The organism is uncultured Fibrobacter sp. (genome assembly GCF_946062555.1).
GTDB lineage: Bacteria > Fibrobacterota > Fibrobacteria > Fibrobacterales > Fibrobacteraceae > Fibrobacter.
Window position 1 is genome coordinate 1 of record NZ_CAMGVQ010000068.1, and the last position, 17,178, is coordinate 17,178.

Consider the following 17,178-nt stretch of genomic DNA (forward strand, 5'->3'; position numbering starts at 1 on the left):
TATATGAAGAAATTCGCAGTTGTGATGAAAATGATTCATGCACAACGGTTGTAAGTGAACGACACATATTTGGTATAATTGTTGCATGTTGGCCAGATTTACCATTAACCATTTGTAAAAATGATGTTTTGTACTGTAGAGCTGACAGTGCTTTTATAGACAGAAACATTGTCTTTGCACACATTCGTAAAGATTCTATAAATTGTTTAGAACACCAAAAAGACATACGATATGTGATGCTAGATAGGGAAAAATTAATTGACAATGATGGTGGCCGTTCCAAAATTAATCTTGACGACCTTCAAAACGATACTGACTGGCAATATGCTTTGCTTGAAAGCCCGATTACAACCGACTGGTTAAATAATACAAATTACACTGGAGAAGGCATTGTGGTTGGCGTTTATGATACAGGAATTGATTTTTCACATCCAGGTTTTAATGAACTAATCTTTGGAACAACAGAATTATCACGAAAAGCTATGGGATTCACCGATTCACGAACTGTAGAAAGCAAAGGAATCATAAATGGACATGGAACTCATGTAGCAGGGATTATTGGAGGTAACGGGAGTTTATCAACAAATTATCAATATAGGGGAGTTGCCCCAAAAGTAAAATACCTATCTTTTAAAACTGGTTTTAAAAATGAAAGTGGACACGTCACAAACCATTCACATGTTCTAGACGAAGAATCCTACCCGACAAGCTTAAGAGATGAAGAAGGACGACCAATACCCTTATACACATACTATTATGGCGCAAATAGTTATTTACAGGATCAAAATATTTTTTCAAATTTCAAGATGCCTTCTGAAAAGGGCGATTACATTACTAAAACAATTGTCGCAACAGTCGGAAACTGCGGTTATTATGACCGAGGTTTCAATAGTGAGGGAAAAATTCTAAAAGAGGAATTTAATTGTGGAAAGCAATGGGGGTTTCATTCTATCACCGACAATGCAAAAAACAATATCATTGTAGGCTCATTTAATAAAACAGAAACATTTGATTTATCTTATTTTTCAGGTCTTGGACCATCTTGGGATGGACGAATAAAACCCGATTTAGTTGCACCTGGTTATAATATAACATCATCACTTCCTTTTGAATTGGCCAAAGTGTACTACGGTTCCCGATCAGGAACATCCCAAGCTGCGCCGTTTGTTACTGGAGTCGTAGCTTTAATGTATCAGAAATTTCAACAAAAAACAGGAATTTCCCTAAACGAGTATTCCATGCGAAACTCGACAACAAAGGCATTGCTCATCCATTCTGCAATTGATATGAAGGAATCAGGAAGCAGCACATACAACAAAGACATTAACACCAAAACGCCTTACGGCGTTGGACCGGATTTTGCCACCGGCTGGGGACGAATAGACGCCAAAGCAGCTTTAGATTTGATTGAAGATTATGATGTAAATTCAAAGGTGTTTGCAAGATTCCGCGAATTTTCTATGTATAACGGAGTGCAAAAGCGTTGGACCATAAATGTTCCTAATGGAAGGTCTTCGCTGCGAACAACCTTAGTATGGGACGATGCCCCCGGCAATCCAAATAAAGACAATTACACAGACCCAAAACTTGTTAATGATTTGGATTTATATCTAATATCACCATCTGGCATCATTTATTACCCTTGGACTCTTAAGCCACTATCAACCACATACATAGATAACGAGGGTCGAGAATTTCCAAATAGGGAAATACAAGACCGAGTATCAGGATTAGAAAAAATTACTCTAGAAGAGGCCAGCACTTTGGCGAAGAACAGTTGCACGCCTTTCGACCCTAAAAAAATCTCAGAAAATTGTTTTGACCGACTGAATAACGTTGAAGTTGTGGACGTTGATAACCCTGAATCAGGAACATGGCAAGTTGTGGTAAAGGGTTACAGAGTTGAAACAGGAAATAGTCCTGACGGAAGAGCTCAAATAGCATCTATTGTTAGCGATTTCCCCTTAATTGAAGCAACAGGCAACGGCAACCACCCATATGCAGCTAATACGCAGACATCTGAAATAATCGACCTTGAAAAGGGTTGCAACCAAATTAGCTGTTATCTAGAGAACTATATAACATTCGGGCCAGAAACATCTCTTGGTGAAGGCGACCATATCTATCTTTATGATGGATGGAATCGTTTAATTGGAGACTATACAGGGAATAGCTTGGCGAACAAAAGAATCCTTGTCACGACAAGATTCTTAAGAATTATTCTTGACAGCAACAATGACGAAAGTCAGGGTTGGGGCTATTCCATAAGCGGTATAGAGCATGTTCCTTATGGAGTATTACAAGTTTTATTCCCACCATACAAAAAAGGAACGTAAAAAAATGAATAAAATTCTATTAATTATTTTACTTGCGTTCATCTTTTCACAAGCAAGATTCTGGGATTCATATACATCCATGGACTGCGAAACATCATACACTTTTTCGCAAGATTCTCTTGTTCAAATAAAATCAGCTCAAAACAACCAAAATGCGCTGTTGTCAATAAAATGTATCGAAAGTGGATATGATGACATCATCCCTATAACAGATTCTGTCGGCAACATTATCAACTGGGAAGAAAAACATATTTCCGTCATAGGTTACTCAGTTCATTTCTACAACGAATTAAAACAGGCAGAAGACTCATTATGGGCAAGACATCTTAATTTTTTTAACACTGAGGAAACGTTCGATACGACTGACGCCAAAAATTACATACTATTTAACAACGACTCGATTTCATTTGATTCCATTTACAACAAAGAATTACATTCGTCCGGCAACTTTCTAATATTGTATAAAGGAAAAAATTATAATGCATTTTGCCATATCATGTCAGGTTTATGTACAGGGAAATATTCAATTTCTTGCCAATACCAAGACGAAGGCAGTCTCAATTTTGATCCTATTTCCCAAATTCCTTCCGATTGCGATTATTTAGACAAGATTACTCCAGCAAGACACGGAAAAATAAAAACATCGCGAAAACATTCTGCATATAAAGCCAACGGCACTTCCGCGCCAGAAACTTCGTCAAACGTGATTATAAAAAATAAACAACCAACGCTCCAACTAAAAGGAGGTCATTAAAATGAAAAGGCTTATTTTAACACTTCTCGCTAGTGCATCAATTTCCTTCGCTGCAGAGCAGTGCAACAACGGAACATCAAACATGCAAATTCCTTTGGGATCATGTTATAACGACGGCTATGTCTGCCAAATTTCCACCGAATCATCCGGTGCAGTTCGCTTTTATCTTGGAAAAACATCTAGTTGTCAAACTTTTGAAACAACTAGTTTTATAACGCATCCATATTACGACAACGGAACCTTAAACACAACAGTTTCGGATAATACACTAAGGCCTCTCATTGTTGAAGACGCAATGGACAATGTCGGCGCATTAAGCGTCGCCGTGAACGCGGCGTTTATCATCAATGCCTTCAACGAAAAGTTAAAAGTTCGTATTATTTACCACCGTGTTGGAAACGTTGCCGATGTAAACAGTGTTAGATTGCAGGGAATAGGGAAAATTCCGTAATCATTTCACCTGTTCCCTTTGGCGCGGTTACGCGACTTGCAGAGCATTTCGCAGGTGGTGCGGTCTGTCACGCAGCCCATGCTCCATGCAGTTACATGGTCGGCATCCATTTCGGCAAGTTTCCAAATTTTATTCTTATTCGCATTGTCGGATAAGACATAGTAAGGGCAGTTGGAAAGTTTTTTGGGGCTTCATTCATCTGCTTTTGGCTAGCAGCCTTTTTCCTTCGTTCAGCAAAAACTCGTATATTCAATAGTGGCGAGGAAGTTTCTCGCTTTTTTCATTCATGAATCAAGCATCAATTTACTTGAATAAAAGCAGGGCGTTGCGGGTGCGGCGATTGAGCACACGCAGTAGGGGTAGCGTAAGACCCGGCCGGGGCGGGTTTTGCTCGTGTTCCCGAAGGGAACGATTATAAGGGTGGGGCCGGGGCTGGAGCGACCTTTGGACACTTGGCCTTTAGGCCTTAGTGTACATGGCCACCTTTAGGTGGTGCGGGATTCCTCCCCCTCCCATAAGTAAAGCTGTCCGCCCGAAGGTGTATATCGCCTGCGGTATCTCCGGCCAGATTCAGCACCTCGCCGGCATGCAGGATTCAGGAATCATCATCTCCGTGAACTCCGACCCCGACGCCCCGATCAACGCTATCGCTGACTACGTGGTGGGCGGCACCGTCGAAGAGGTCATCCCGAAGATGATCAAGTATTACAAGGCAAACAACAAGTAGGCGTTATGGCGAATTTTTACACAGACCATCCAGAGATTAAGTTCAACCTTGAAAGTTCTCCCCTGATGCAGCGCATCGTGGAGCTCAAGGAAAACGGCTACGCCGACAAGGACAGCTTTGACTACGCGCCGGAAGACTACGCCGACGCGATAGACAGCTACAACCGCGTGCTCGAAGTCGCAGGCGACATCACCGCGAACACCATCTTCCCGAACTCGGAAGACGTGGACGCCGAAGGCCCCCACTGCGAAGACGGCCGTGTGCGCTACGCAAGCAAGACCTACGAGAACCTGGAAGCCACCCGCAAGGCTGGTCTCAATGGCGTGACCATGCCGCGCCGTTTCGGCGGACTCAACTTCCCGATTACCGCCTACACGGTCATCAACGAAATGATCGCCTCCGCGGACGCCGGTTTCGAGAACATCTGGTCCCTGCAGGACTGCATCGAGACCTTGTATGAATTCGGCGACGAGGACCAGCGTTCCCGCTTTATCCCGCGCGTGTGCGCCGGCGAGACGATGTCCATGGACTTGACCGAACCCGATGCCGGTTCCGACCTGCAGCGCGTGATGCTCAAGGCCACCTACAGCGAAGCCGACAAGTGCTGGTACCTGAACGGCGTGAAGCGCTTCATCACGAACGGCGACAGCGACATCCACCTGGTGCTCGCCCGCTCCGAAGAAGGCACCCACGACGGCCGCGGCCTTTCCATGTTCATCTACGACAACCGTGAGCACAAAGCGACTCGTATTAACGAGTCGTGTGAGCGAGAGCGAGGCGAAACCATCGGTTCTTCTAGCGATGGAGCCGAGCGGTCGCAAAAAGACGGAGGCGTGAACGTGCGCCGCATCGAGAACAAGCTCGGCATCCACGGAAGCCCGACCTGCGAACTTGTCTACAAGAACGCGAAGGCTGAACTCTGTGGCCGCCGCAAGTTCGGCCTCATCAAGTACGTGATGGCCCTCATGAACGGCGCCCGCCTCGGCATTGCAGCACAGTCCGTGGGCATCAGCCAGATGGCATACAACGAAGCTCTCGCCTACGCCAAGGACCGCAAGCAGTTCGGCCAGGCCATTGTGAACTTCCCGGCTGTGTACGAAATGATTTCTAACATCAAGGCTCGCCTCGACGCAGGCCGCGCACTCCTGTACCAGACAGCCCGCTATGTAGATATCTACAAGGGCCTCGAAGACATCGAGCGCACCCGTAAGCTCACCGACGAAGAGAAGGCTGAACTCAAGCTCTACCAGAAGCTCGCCAGCGCATGCACGCCGCTCGCCAAGGGCATGAACTCCGAATACGCCAACCTGAACGCCTACGACAGCATCCAGGTACACGGCGGTTCCGGCTACATGCTCGAATACGCCTGCCAGCGCCTCTACCGCGACGCACGCATCACCTCCATTTACGAAGGCACGACGCAGTTGCAGACGGTTGCCGCCCTCCCGCACATCAACACCGGAACCTACAGCCAGATGCTCGAGGAACTGGAAGCGGGCGAAGTGGCCGCCGAATACGAGAGTCTCAAGGCCCGCGCAAAGGCCATGGACGCGAAGTTCAACGAAGCCGTGGAATATGTGAAGGCGGCTAACAACAACGAGTTCACCGACCTCTGCAGCCGCCACTTGTACGAGCTCGCCGCCAACTGCGTGATGAGCCAGCTCATGCTCCGCGACGCCACCAAGGCACCGGAACTGTTCGAAAAGAGCATGAAGGTGTACCTGAACCTCGCCGAAGCCGAAGTCGCCAAGCACTACAACTTCGTGAAGAGCGTGAACGTGGACGCGATGGAGAGCTATAGGACGGCTTAAGTCGCACGTGTCATCCTGGAGGCTCGCAGAGCCGATAGAATCCATAAAAATTTAAAGACCTCGGCAGGAATGCCGAGGTCTTTGTTTCTTTTACTGGGAAATTAAACTAAATGGGTTGATACATAAAGATGCAACCTTCATCATACTTAGGTTTGACATGGCACTGCACAAATTTTTCCTGTTGTTCAGGAAGACGCTCAAAACCCATTGTTCGATAATGATTAATCAAGCGCTCCTCAGGCAAAGCGTAAATATATATCGCATTAACACCAACATAAACAGACATCCTTTGAACGATCGGAAGGATGAATTTTTTGAAAGTGTAGAACCCCAACTTTTGTGTTTCCGGGTGAGAATCTTTGTACCGTTTATTTATGGCAAAATTCGCAAGTTCAATTGCAGGAACAGAATCAAAATTTTCGCCCTTAAGCTGAACCGTAATAAGCCCTGTTTTCAACGAAAAATAAGCAACTAATTCAGCAGTCAAAATATCCTTGACAAGGTATGTTCTGCTACAGTTGTTTTCTTCATCCTCTACAGATTGATTTTTTAGATAATACTCCAAACCAGCGGCACCATTTGTCGCCTGAAATTTCGCAATCAAATCCAAATTCTCTGGACTATCGAACAAATGCTCAACAGAAAAATCTTTGGTATCGACAACCGAGAATTCGACAATCATTTTTTAGACGCCTCCATCAACAAGCGACGGTCCTTGGCATGTTCTTCAGTAATCCATTTTTCGAATTCTTCGACTTCCTTGTCCAGTTTAGAATGGTCTGGCCTGTGCGATTTCGAAAAAAGGGCGAACACATCGCTCTCTTTCAGCATCTGCTTGAATTCTTGTGAAATCACTCGCATAATAGACCTCCAACAACAAATATATACTAATTGGCGATGAAAGGCAAGCGAGCGAACTTGCAGAAAGGCTGAAATCAAGCCAATCTAGGACGTTTCCCACTGGCGTGAGGCAGATGATATTGCTATAGTTTACTTCTTGCCGTAAAAGCGGTTGAAGTAATCAGCAACTCCATCCCAATCAGGATAAACCGTATCTACAGTTTTTCCAAGAATCTCAAGTTCCTCGCGAATTTGAGCCTTTGCAAATTGCTCGCATCACAAGATTGAAAATACAACTGCGGAATAAATTCGCATATAAGTTTGCTATGGGGCTGTTTCCTGAACAAGTTCGTTTATTTCTCTGATTGCACATCGAATGGAGTTTGGTTGTTCAGATCCAGGTTCAAGGACATTCAACAAATTACCTGAATTTTTCCAATAGGGATTCCAATATTTTCTCTTGTATTCATTTTCAATATTAATATTTGTTTTGTATTTGGAGGGATGGTAAACATAAAATTCATTAATAGAAGCCCCCTGTTGGCGACTCAAATCAGTCCAATCATGTGGTACTTGCCCATTAACCCAACCAAAGCCATTTACAGCGTCACCACAAAAAATAATTCTTTTGGTTGCTTCTAGTATAGGCTTATTGACAACATCAGCGCATTTCAAAAAAGGCTTATGCAATTCTTTCTGGAGTTTGTGATTTAAAAAACGATAACATACATTTAAAAATACAATTCCCTTATTTAACAGAGCCTCGTAAAAATCCCAAATTGATTTATTGCTGTTTTCCCAATTAGCGGTACTTATTCCAAGCGAAGGAAACAACACCTTACCTGATGCAGAATTGAACGTATCACACAAAGTTTGTTTCGCAAACGGGATTCCTATAGGATTGGTTGGATAGGGGTCCTTGCCGACAATTGCCAACTTAATCGGTTTTTCTTCATCAGAATGGCGTTCAATATAACGATTAATTTTTTCAAGATATTTTTTTTAATTTTCAGCTTGAGGTTTTATCGCTAGGAACATAAAAATACACCCAGCACCATTTCCATTGGGCCAATAAAGTCGATTGCATAATTGACAATCAAAACTACTACAATGATAATCGTCCATTGACATTCTTCCTTTTTAATTTTGGAACGACAACGTTATTAGTCTTTGACACAACGAACCGACAATAGCCAGAATTTCGCCTCGGTTCCTATTGCACCACTATCAAATTCGTATCCCACTACCATAAGATAGGCATGACGGCTAAAGGCATTGTCGCGACCGTACTCGATTTCCTCGGAGGCACTCCAGAAGGCAGCATCAGAGCCTACGAAGCAGAAGTCACCATCGTAGGTTCCTTCGCCAGCAGGCAATGCCGAAAAGCCATATGCATCAGTTCCATTGCGATTGGACTTCCATCCGGTTGTTGATTTTAAGACTTTACTAGCCGTTGATTCTCCTCCTACAGCAGTGAAAAGAGTTTCATATTCCGTCTTACTCGGCAGATGCCAGCCTTCAGGGCAAATCCCGCGAACAGGGTAAGTGGGCGAACAGATCTTGTTATAACCACAATTCTTTCCATTAGTAGAGAAAGCCCCTGCACTGTCCATAGCGGCAGCCCATGTGTAAAGTCGGCCATACTTTGTACAACTATCCAGACGATTGTTGTAGCACCTGTTTCTTCCCTTCATGCCAGGGTAATTAATGGAATCTGCGTAGTTCAGGTTTTCCGCCATCCACTTTTGCGTTCCAATTGTAACTGTTTTATAGGTATGCTTATCTCTTGTATCTAACAACGTTCCATATTCAGCATAGAATTCAACAGAACCCACCCATACACTTTTACAAGTATAAACGGAGTCCTGCCCTTCAGATACACGTTTTCTAATTTCATCATTTTCCGTATAACTAACACACCCCAAATTTAAAGAAACATCAGTTTCATTTGCAATTCTAAAGGAACCCGCATCACATACATACTTATTCCCAGAGATAACGTTTCCATCTACAATCGAGCCATCTTTAGAACAAGCCACCCCATAGGTGTCATACTCCTACGGATTTTTATACAAATCACTCAAATCTAGAGCCATAAACGTAGCGCCGTCGTCATATACAGGACGAACATGCCGTCTTATATTCTCAGTTTCAGAAGAGTTCAGTTCAAATTCAGAAAATCCATAATTGTCTTGATAGTACTTTACCAACCTTTTATCAATGGCGTGTATAATCAAGTAATTTACAGCCACATATTCGTTTATGGCTTTTACGATATCAAGGATAAAACCATAGAACATGGCTGTCGTAATTTCTTCCTTGCAATTTGTGCTATTCGAGAAAGCACCATTGCGAGCAAAGTTCACTAGTTCTATAGCCGAATCAGTATATTCTACCGAACTTTCGCGATCAGTTTCTTCATCAAATTGAATATCCAAATCGCTTTCTTCTGGAAGTTGCTCGAAACGAGGCAGGATTGCGGTCTTCAGCGTAAAATAGCCGTACATTTCATGCAGACGGTCAAAAACTATATAGGTCGTTGACACGTGGTCCCGAGTTTCTATAATTGCATCGCGCGTTAAATACTTTTCTAGACCCTAGCCCGCTTCGCATGTAGCTTCAAATGTACTAAGCAAGCGTTTGCACTCCTCCGAGTCACAAACCTTCTCACAGCTAAACGAGCCATCAGGAAGAACGTAGGGAAAATTCATTTGGCTTGTGTTGCGTGTTTACGCTTAAAATCAAGATAACGAGCAACATTAATTGGAGCAATTTTTCCCGTCTGTTTTGCGGCATGCAACTTTCGCAATGCCATAACAAGCTGCTGCTTTTTTGCGTTCACCATAATAAGCCTCTATAAGTAATATAACTAATTATCATCTTCAAGTCAACAATCCAATATGATTTTTCCAGAGGTTTTCCATAACATTTCACTTTTTCAGACATTTTTGCAGTAAGCCAGGCGTTGCGGGCTGGCGTTTGAAGCCCGCAGTGGGGGTAGCCCCGGAACGAGTCCGGGGCAGGCTCTAGACCCGGCCGGGGGGGGGGAGTGATTATGTTCCCGAAGGGAACGACTATAAGGGTGGAGCCGGGGCTGAAGCGGGGGGGGAGGACTCCTCCCCCTTTATACAACGTCGAATTTTTACACAGACCATCCAGAGATTCCGGCAGCCGAGAAAAAATACTTCGTCAGAAAAATTCGAGCGAGACCAAGTGCAAGCAGGAACGAGACTTGGTGAATACTGGAGGTCTTTACCAAGTCGAGTGACGAACTTGCACGAAGTGTCGCAGCCGAATTTTTTAGAAGGATTTTTTCGAGGATGCCCCCAGTTCAACCTTGAAAGCTCTCCCCTGATGCAGCGCATCGTGGAGCTCAAGGAAAACGGCTACGCCGACAAGGACAGCTTTGAGTATGTGTTGGACGTGCTCAAAGTCGCGGGCGACATCACCGCGAACACCGTCTTCCCGAACTCGGACTGTGAGCCAAAAGCGACTCGTCTTAACGAGTCGTGTTGGCGACCTTTGACCACTTAGTGCTTTTATACGATACTTGGTGCTTTAACACCTTAGTAGAGTTACCCTCTTTGGGGAAGCACTTATGTGGGCATGGCGACCTTTAGGTGGGAGTGAGGCGATATCGTACGTTCTTTTATGCGTAAGAGCCGAACGGTCGTGTGAGATGGACGCCGAAGGCCCCCACTGCGAAAACGGCCGCGTGCGTTACGCAAGCAAGACCTACGAGAACCTGGAAGCCACCCGCAAGGCTGGCCTCAATGGCGTGACCATGCCGCGCCGCTTCGGCGGCCTGAACTTCCCGATTACCGCCTACACGGCCATCAACGAAATGATCGCCTCCGCGGACGCCGGTTTCGAGAACATCTGGTCCCTGCAGGACTGCATCGAGACCTTGTATGAATTCGGCGACGAGGACCAGCGTTCCCGTTTCATTCCGCGCGTGTGCGCCGGCGAGACGATGTCCATGGACCTGACGGAACCCGATGCCGGTTCCGACCTGCAACGCGTGATGCACAAGGCCACCTACAGCGAAGAAGACATATACGCCCCGCCATGAAATGTAACATTGCTACACGTAACAAAATCTTTTTTATATTTTAAAAAAGGAGATTATCATGTCCGATTATTTAGATGATGTTTCAAGAAAAATCATTCAAGACTCCATCGAAGAAAAAATACGAAATAAATCAACAGATTTTCTTGACACAAACGAGCTTTCATTTCTTGAAAAGCTAAACGAAAAACGCTTGTTGAATTATATAAGAAATGTTCCTGGGGTCGACGGCAAAAGCGCATTGGAACTCTCCGAACAACTTTCCCAATATCGAAGAGGGATTATCCCGCAAAAAATGGATGATGTTCAGCAAGCTTTAAACGCTCTAGAAAATTGGATAAAAGACGCTACACTTGACGATTACGAAAGGCGAAACATTGAAAATATTCGCCAGAGAATTTCGAACTATGCTTCAGGAAAAGGTCTATCAGCAACAGAGTTCGACACTGAGTGGGCTAATAGATACTTGGCATTCCATAACAAGAATTACTCCAACAGGGTCTTTGATGTTGCCGAAGACCCATCTGTTGAATACAGCATACCTAAAAATTCTCTCAACATAGCGCGAAATATTTATTCTTCAGGTGCAGTCCTTATTGACACCCTATGCGACATGTACAAAATAAGCCGTAACGAACTTTTGGCAGCCCTAGTTGCAGAAAATCCACAACAAAATCCAGATGAATTAACAGGAGAAGAACTTACCCGAAAAATAGCGTTACTTGCCAAAGGCAAACGCTATGCAGGCATAGGCTCTCCCGCCAGCAAAGCCTATTCGCTTTACGAGAACTACAACGCACGCAAAGTCAGTCCTTATGGAGCAAGAGCAAGTGCACTACTTGATTACTACAACCAATATTATACTCCTGGACCGATGGATATCCTCTCTAGTACAATACCAAGTCTTCTGAACAAAATCGATAGTCTTTACATGTCTGATGAATCTCCAAACAATATTTTATTAGACGAGAACGAAATCAAAGCTCTTCTGGATTACTATATAGACCAATATGACCAATATAAGTTGGATTCCAAATGGCTGATTGAACTTAAATCAGTTATTTATCCCGAAAACGAAGCAAGCAAACTCTTTGATATCGTTATTACACGAAGCACCCCACAAATGAGGAATGTCGGAGCAGCATTTATTCCTCAAACAGGAAATGGCTTGGCCGGCAAGCCACAAATAGTATTCTATAGTTCCCCCAAAAATTCCGATTTTAACAGCACCGCCGCCCTGGCAAAATTAATTCACGAGTTGGCGCACGCATATCAATATTATGTGTTGAAAGAACCTTTCCCAAACAAGGACAAAAACCCAAAAATTGAAATTTTTCCTTACTCAAAACAATTTGAATTGGAAAAGAAATGGAATATCAGCAACAACCCCCTCATACGAAATTACTTTGAAGAAATCGATAAGACTTCAGAAGATGAAGCTGAAAGAATTTATAGAAAAACAAAAGGTTTGTATGAACGTTTAGGATATAATCGTGAAAAAAATTATTTTCTGCCAGACGATATTTAAAATATACTTTTTTCTATTCTCATTGACAACATTCTCTATGGCCACAAGCATAGAACTGGAGGATTATGACTTGAAGAAAAACAAGGTTTATCTAGCAATCAGTCAAAGCATTGATACGGTAAATTTCGAACAAAAAAAAGTATGCCTTGTCGGCGACGACAATAGATGTCTTTACCAAGACGAACGCAAATTCTGTTCACAGACTTTTTTTTTGCTTTACGACCTATCCTCCGATAGTGCTGAAAGCAAAACCAGGCAATTCAAAGGTTCTTGCCATGGCGATACAAACAAATTAGTTTTCCTTGTTGTTGATTCAACACATATCATCGCCACAGAGTCCACACATCTTTACAATTACGACATGTCAACGCATTTGATAAACATGGAAAATCGATGGAACTCTATATGGGAATGGAAGTTAGAGAGCGTTCAGTATTTATCAGGAAACAAGAACGTTTCTAATCTTTATACACTTAGCACCAAAAGGCTTGTCAATAAAAAAATAGATTCAATAAGGTCTGAAATAAAAGTCTATGTACCCAAATCCAACATTTGGGGATTTGGTTTGATTCGTGGTTACAAAGATTCTACATTACAAAATAAGAGAATATGCGTCCTAATTCTAGATTCGTTAAACACTTCAAATAAATATGGAGATAATCATAGTCTTTATTACCTGCCTGAAAAATGTCAATTGAATCCAAATTTATTTAAGTATGTCAATCTATTCGCAACGCAAACAGATGTTGGAATGCAGATAGATTCAATCACATCACCAATGGACCAAATCCTCACAAGAAAAAAGGTTATCGACATTTCATTTGGGATAAATGCTCACAACGAAGTAGAAAAGAATGTCCCCCAAAATTTCACTCTTGACGAATTGTATTATGCAAGCATTTTTGAGATATTCTCCACACACAATTTCACTCCAAAAGGACAAACGTTCATCCCCAAAGCCCATTTAGATTCTCTATATTTCATTCATCAATGTTATAACAAGAAAATTGAGAATTTAAAGAAGGTTCAAAAAAAGCGTGAGAGAAACAATGATTAATCTCGCGAAGATTTATGGACTACTACAGCTTAAAAATGCGCGCCTCCGAAGAGGTTGAGGACGAAACCGCCGAAGTTCTTGCAGACGGAAGCCGCCCCACCCGCGAACAGCACATTTCCGGTGCGGAACGCATCGTTACTCGCGATGCTGTAGAATATGTGTGCCAGGCGATGGTGCGCCGAGCCATGACCCATCCCAAGGGCGATCCGGACAAAATTAACATCAAAATTGAAAAAGTTCCCGAAGAAGAAATCCAGATTCTGGACGCACTTCCCGTGACTCACATCGATGTGGACTCCTGGCAAGAAGACCTCGATAAAGCATTTGAGTTGGTGGGAGAAGCCGCGGCTGGTATTCGAGAAAAGCTTCCGGAACTTCTCCGCGCCACCTTCCCCATGCGCGGGGCCATGCTGTACGACATCCGCACTGGCAATCGTCTGGAACCAAACCAGGAACGCGGTGTTCGCGCCACCTACATGGACGCGTTAAAATCCAACACCGTGGATGCCCGCGATATTGGAACCGCCCCCAGCGCCAACAAGAATCACTTTAACGAAGCCATAGTCCTTGCCACCAAGGTGGCTAACGCTCCAGGCATCGTTGCGGAACTTTGCATCAGCGACGATCCCGATTACGTCACCGGCTACGTGGGCAGTCTGGAACTGGGCTACGTCCGCATCATGAAACTGAAGGAAATGGGCGACCCCAACGGCGGACGCATTTTCCTCTTTGATTCAAGCAAGGCCTCCGCCGAAGAATGCATTGACTTCTTGCAAAAGAAAAAAGTGCTAGTGCGCAGCCCTTAAACTTTAACAGGATTTTGCCTTAATGCTAAAAGAACGCTACTCCAGGAGTTTCCTCGAGAAAGTTCCAGTTCCTAGGAAGCCCAAAAACCCCGCCATCTACGTTATTGGGGCATACTTCGCCCTCATCATCCTGGGAACATTATTACTCAGCCTTCCCATCGCCCAGGAAAAGCCTGTGGCTTTGATTGATAACATTTTTATTTCCGCCTCTGCCGTTTGCGTCACAGGATTAGCCTCCATCGACATTGGAAGCATGTATTCCCATTTTGGTCACTGGGTCATTATTTTACTGATGCAGGCAGGTGGCCTGGGAGTCATGACATTCTCCACCACCATCATTCTCTTTGCAGGAATGAGGCCTAGCTTCAAATACATTTCTGTCTTCACCGAAGAATTTTCCCATCACGATTTCGTTCCATTACAGGTTGTGTTGAAAGCGGTGGTCCCATTCACCTTGGTTATGGAGGGCATTGGCTTTTTCACATTCCTATGGCAATTCAACGAAACCAACTTGTACGACCGTGCCTTTAGTGCCTTATTCCATACCATCAGCCTTTTTTGTAATGTGGGATTGTCCCTTTACCCAGATTCCCTGATGCAATTCGGGCATAATCCATTGGTGGTTCTAGTAAGTTGTGCCCTGGTCATTACTGGCGGTTTCGGATTCATCGCCTCCATGGAATTGCCAAACCTTTTTAAGAAACGCGTAAAAGTTTCACTCCATACAAAGCTGGCGCTTATTTTTACCAGCGTCTTACTAGTGGCCATAACCGCAGGCTTTTTGATCATGGAATACAGCAACGCCCTTGTTGCCGATTCTTTACCACAAAAGATTCTGAATTCTTTCGCCTACTCCACCATGAGCAGAACCGCAGGCATTAACTTTAGCGAAATCAGCACCATTACTAGCGGCACCCTGATGATGACTCTTATCGCCATGTTCATCGGTGCAAATCCGGGAAGTTGCGGCGGAGGCATCAAGACCACTACATTTGCCGTTGTCGTCATACTTGCAATCAACAGGCTCCGCGGAAAAAGCAAGGTTCACGTTCTCGGGAAAACTATTCCCCAGGACATTGTGAATAAGGCAGTCTACCTGTTCATTATTTCCGCAGCGATTATCACGTTCTCCACATTCATTCTTTTACTGACAGAAACGGAAAGTGTTCCCTACGCCACCGTCGCTTCGGACGACATTTCCAAAGGCCATTACCTTCATTTTGCCCAGATCGTTTTTGAGTCCATTAGCGCATTTGCCACCTGCGGATTATCTTTGGGAGCCACTCCTGATCTTTCCATAGCCGGAAAACTGGTTGTCAGTTTTATTATGTTTGTGGGCCGAATGGGACCGATGTTCCTGATTTCCACTGTTGTCCAAAAGACCGATGATCAAGTCTGGGAATCCGAAGAAAACGTAATGATTGGATAAAAGTTTAAACTTAAACCACACGCAGGAATTCCCCGTTCCCTCACGCTGATGCTTGCCATTATGGCAGGCTCATTCATCACGGGCATCTGCTCCGTGACGCCGCAGATTTTTATTCCCATGGTATCTCTGTTTTCAAAGCCCGATGAAAAGGAGCTGAAAACAGGCATGGTCCTGAGCGGCCTTCTCACGGGAATACTCGCTTCCACAACCATCGTTTTTAAAGTTCTGCCTAACGTGCCCACCACTTACCGCGGCACATTTTTCAGCATTCTAAAATCCATCGGGGAACTTTTTGTGCGGTTCACCCAGGCAAGAATTTACAGCATCCGTTCGAGATTCGCCTTCGGTTCCTTTTTGGCATTGTGGGCTTGCCTCGCCTTTCGCATGAAGCAAGCGCCCTTCTTTCAGGACAGTAAAACCGTAGGGCTTCTCGGACTCTGCGGAGTCGCAGGCGCATTGACAGTTTCCCGCATCGGCAAGTACATCAAACGCTTCGGCGTTGAAAAATTCTGCAACGCAGGCAACTTCCTCATGGCCGCCATCATCGTAGGCATCATCCTCATCGATATCGGCATGCAGTTTATCCAGCTGGGCAACCAAAGCTCCGTCATGAAACTTTGCCCCGAAGCCACCAGCCGCATGAACACCATCTTCATGACCATCTACTTTATCGGCGGCTCCCTAGGCACATTCCTCTCCAGCTCCTTCTGGACACTCTGGGGCTGGAACGGCACCATATTCGCAGGCATCCTGCTCACCGTACTTTCGTTTATAACAACTGCGGTGAGTTACTGCAAAAAGTAAAGGGCTTGACGCAAGCAAATTCCCATGCGTCACGGCTATTGGGCGCTCCCCCGGCCCTTCGTGTCATTGCGAGCAAAGCGTGGCAATCCAGTTCCAGGCATGTTCAAAAACGGGCCGGGGTCGGGCTGTCGCGTTATCGGCTCGCTTCGCGGCTTCCATCCCTAACGCAATCATCAAACTTTTTGTTATATTAAAGAACGACATAGTTCAGCTTTGTGAAAGCAATGCTGAACAACCTGAAAGTCGGCTGCTTCACCTTTGGCGGTGCTTACAGTGCAATCCCTCTGATCCGGGATGTTGTCCGTTCCTATGGCTGGCTTAGTGATGAAATACTTACTTATATGATTGCAGTCAGTGAGAGCACTCCCGGACCAATAATTGTCAATCTTGCAACATATGTAGGAAACAGTCAGGCAGGCTTTTGGGGTGCTGTGCTGGCGACATTGGCAGTTGTTATGCCGTCGTTCTTTGTGATTTTGCTAATCATGGGTGTTTTGATTACTGCCGCTTTCCGTCCTCATTCTTTGCAGAGTGAGGACGGCTTCCTTGCGTTTATTTACTTATCC

At 44.6% G+C, this 17,178-nt stretch carries 17 protein-coding genes and 2 pseudogenes; 13 read left to right on the forward strand and 6 right to left on the reverse strand.

Annotated elements, in window-relative coordinates:
- From Q0P86_RS14520 to Q0P86_RS14540, 5 genes and pseudogenes are all read left to right on the forward strand, one after another.
- Positions 1-2,336, forward strand: a 2,336-nt coding sequence (locus Q0P86_RS14520; RefSeq protein ID WP_295040443.1) for a S8 family serine peptidase, incomplete at its 5' end; no start/stop codon positions are given.
- A gap of 4 nt (positions 2,337-2,340) precedes the next feature.
- Positions 2,341-3,090 carry a hypothetical protein gene (locus Q0P86_RS14525; RefSeq protein ID WP_295040445.1) on the forward strand — a complete coding sequence of 250 codons (750 nt, stop codon included), beginning with the start codon at positions 2,341-2,343 and terminating at the stop codon, positions 3,088-3,090.
- Between the two features lies 1 nt (position 3,091).
- On the forward strand, positions 3,092-3,541 hold the full coding sequence (locus Q0P86_RS14530) for a hypothetical protein (protein ID WP_295040447.1): 450 nt from the start codon (positions 3,092-3,094) through the stop codon (positions 3,539-3,541).
- Between the two features lie 526 nt (positions 3,542-4,067).
- Positions 4,068-4,268 (forward strand): annotated as a pseudogene (locus Q0P86_RS14535) (FAD-binding protein); the annotation flags it as partial.
- 5 nt (positions 4,269-4,273) lie between these two features.
- Positions 4,274-6,079, forward strand: coding sequence for an acyl-CoA dehydrogenase family protein (locus Q0P86_RS14540; RefSeq protein WP_295040450.1), 1,806 nt, complete (start codon positions 4,274-4,276; stop codon positions 6,077-6,079).
- A gap of 106 nt (positions 6,080-6,185) precedes the next feature.
- On the opposite strand, the gene Q0P86_RS14545 is transcribed toward Q0P86_RS14540, so the two are convergent.
- The 6 genes from Q0P86_RS14545 to Q0P86_RS14570 form a co-directional block, all read right to left on the reverse strand.
- Complete coding sequence (locus tag Q0P86_RS14545) at positions 6,186-6,761, reverse strand: hypothetical protein (protein WP_295040452.1); 576 nt, start codon at positions 6,759-6,761, stop codon at positions 6,186-6,188.
- Positions 6,758-6,940 (reverse strand): hypothetical protein, encoded by a 183-nt coding sequence (locus Q0P86_RS14550; protein WP_294115865.1) that lies wholly within the window; start codon positions 6,938-6,940, stop codon positions 6,758-6,760. The genes Q0P86_RS14545 and Q0P86_RS14550 overlap by 4 nt, the downstream gene beginning before the upstream one ends.
- 303 nt (positions 6,941-7,243) lie before the next feature.
- Entirely contained in the window at positions 7,244-7,855 is a 612-nt protein-coding gene (locus tag Q0P86_RS14555; RefSeq protein ID WP_295040454.1) for a hypothetical protein, read from the reverse strand.
- Positions 7,856-8,082: 227 nt separating this feature from the next.
- Positions 8,083-8,958 carry a fibrobacter succinogenes major paralogous domain-containing protein gene (locus tag Q0P86_RS14560; protein WP_294115869.1) on the reverse strand — a complete coding sequence of 292 codons (876 nt, stop codon included), beginning with the start codon at positions 8,956-8,958 and terminating at the stop codon, positions 8,083-8,085.
- An 18-nt stretch (positions 8,959-8,976) separates the two neighbouring features.
- The gene (locus tag Q0P86_RS14565; RefSeq protein ID WP_295040455.1) at positions 8,977-9,465 is read right to left on the reverse strand and encodes a hypothetical protein; all 489 of its coding nucleotides are present in this window, start codon (positions 9,463-9,465) and stop codon (positions 8,977-8,979) included.
- Positions 9,466-9,626: 161 nt separating this feature from the next.
- The gene (locus tag Q0P86_RS14570) at positions 9,627-9,764 is read right to left on the reverse strand and encodes a hypothetical protein (RefSeq protein WP_295040456.1); all 138 of its coding nucleotides are present in this window, start codon (positions 9,762-9,764) and stop codon (positions 9,627-9,629) included.
- A 368-nt stretch (positions 9,765-10,132) separates the two neighbouring features.
- On the opposite strand from Q0P86_RS14570, the gene Q0P86_RS14575 reads away from it, so the two are divergent.
- The 8 genes and pseudogenes from Q0P86_RS14575 to Q0P86_RS14610 form a co-directional block, all read left to right on the forward strand.
- Positions 10,133-10,453, forward strand: coding sequence for a hypothetical protein (locus Q0P86_RS14575; RefSeq protein WP_295040458.1), 321 nt, complete (start codon positions 10,133-10,135; stop codon positions 10,451-10,453).
- A gap of 145 nt (positions 10,454-10,598) precedes the next feature.
- A pseudogene (locus Q0P86_RS14580) lies at positions 10,599-10,973 on the forward strand (acyl-CoA dehydrogenase family protein); the annotation flags it as partial.
- Positions 10,974-11,049: 76 nt separating this feature from the next.
- Positions 11,050-12,516 (forward strand): hypothetical protein, encoded by a 1,467-nt coding sequence (locus Q0P86_RS14585; protein WP_294115652.1) that lies wholly within the window; start codon positions 11,050-11,052, stop codon positions 12,514-12,516.
- Between the two features lie 70 nt (positions 12,517-12,586).
- Complete coding sequence (locus Q0P86_RS14590; protein ID WP_295040461.1) at positions 12,587-13,573, forward strand: hypothetical protein; 987 nt, start codon at positions 12,587-12,589, stop codon at positions 13,571-13,573.
- A gap of 14 nt (positions 13,574-13,587) precedes the next feature.
- Positions 13,588-14,379 (forward strand): 6-carboxyhexanoate--CoA ligase, encoded by a 792-nt coding sequence (locus Q0P86_RS14595; protein ID WP_291024779.1) that lies wholly within the window; start codon positions 13,588-13,590, stop codon positions 14,377-14,379.
- A gap of 22 nt (positions 14,380-14,401) precedes the next feature.
- Positions 14,402-15,808, forward strand: coding sequence for a TrkH family potassium uptake protein (locus Q0P86_RS14600; protein WP_291024776.1), 1,407 nt, complete (start codon positions 14,402-14,404; stop codon positions 15,806-15,808).
- Positions 15,809-15,925: 117 nt separating this feature from the next.
- Positions 15,926-16,612: a hypothetical protein gene (locus Q0P86_RS14605; RefSeq protein ID WP_295040464.1), complete on the forward strand. Its 687-nt coding sequence runs from the start codon at positions 15,926-15,928 to the stop codon at positions 16,610-16,612.
- 224 nt (positions 16,613-16,836) lie between these two features.
- A partial coding sequence (locus tag Q0P86_RS14610) for a chromate transporter (RefSeq protein ID WP_295040466.1) occupies positions 16,837-17,178 on the forward strand: 342 nt, incomplete at its 3' end.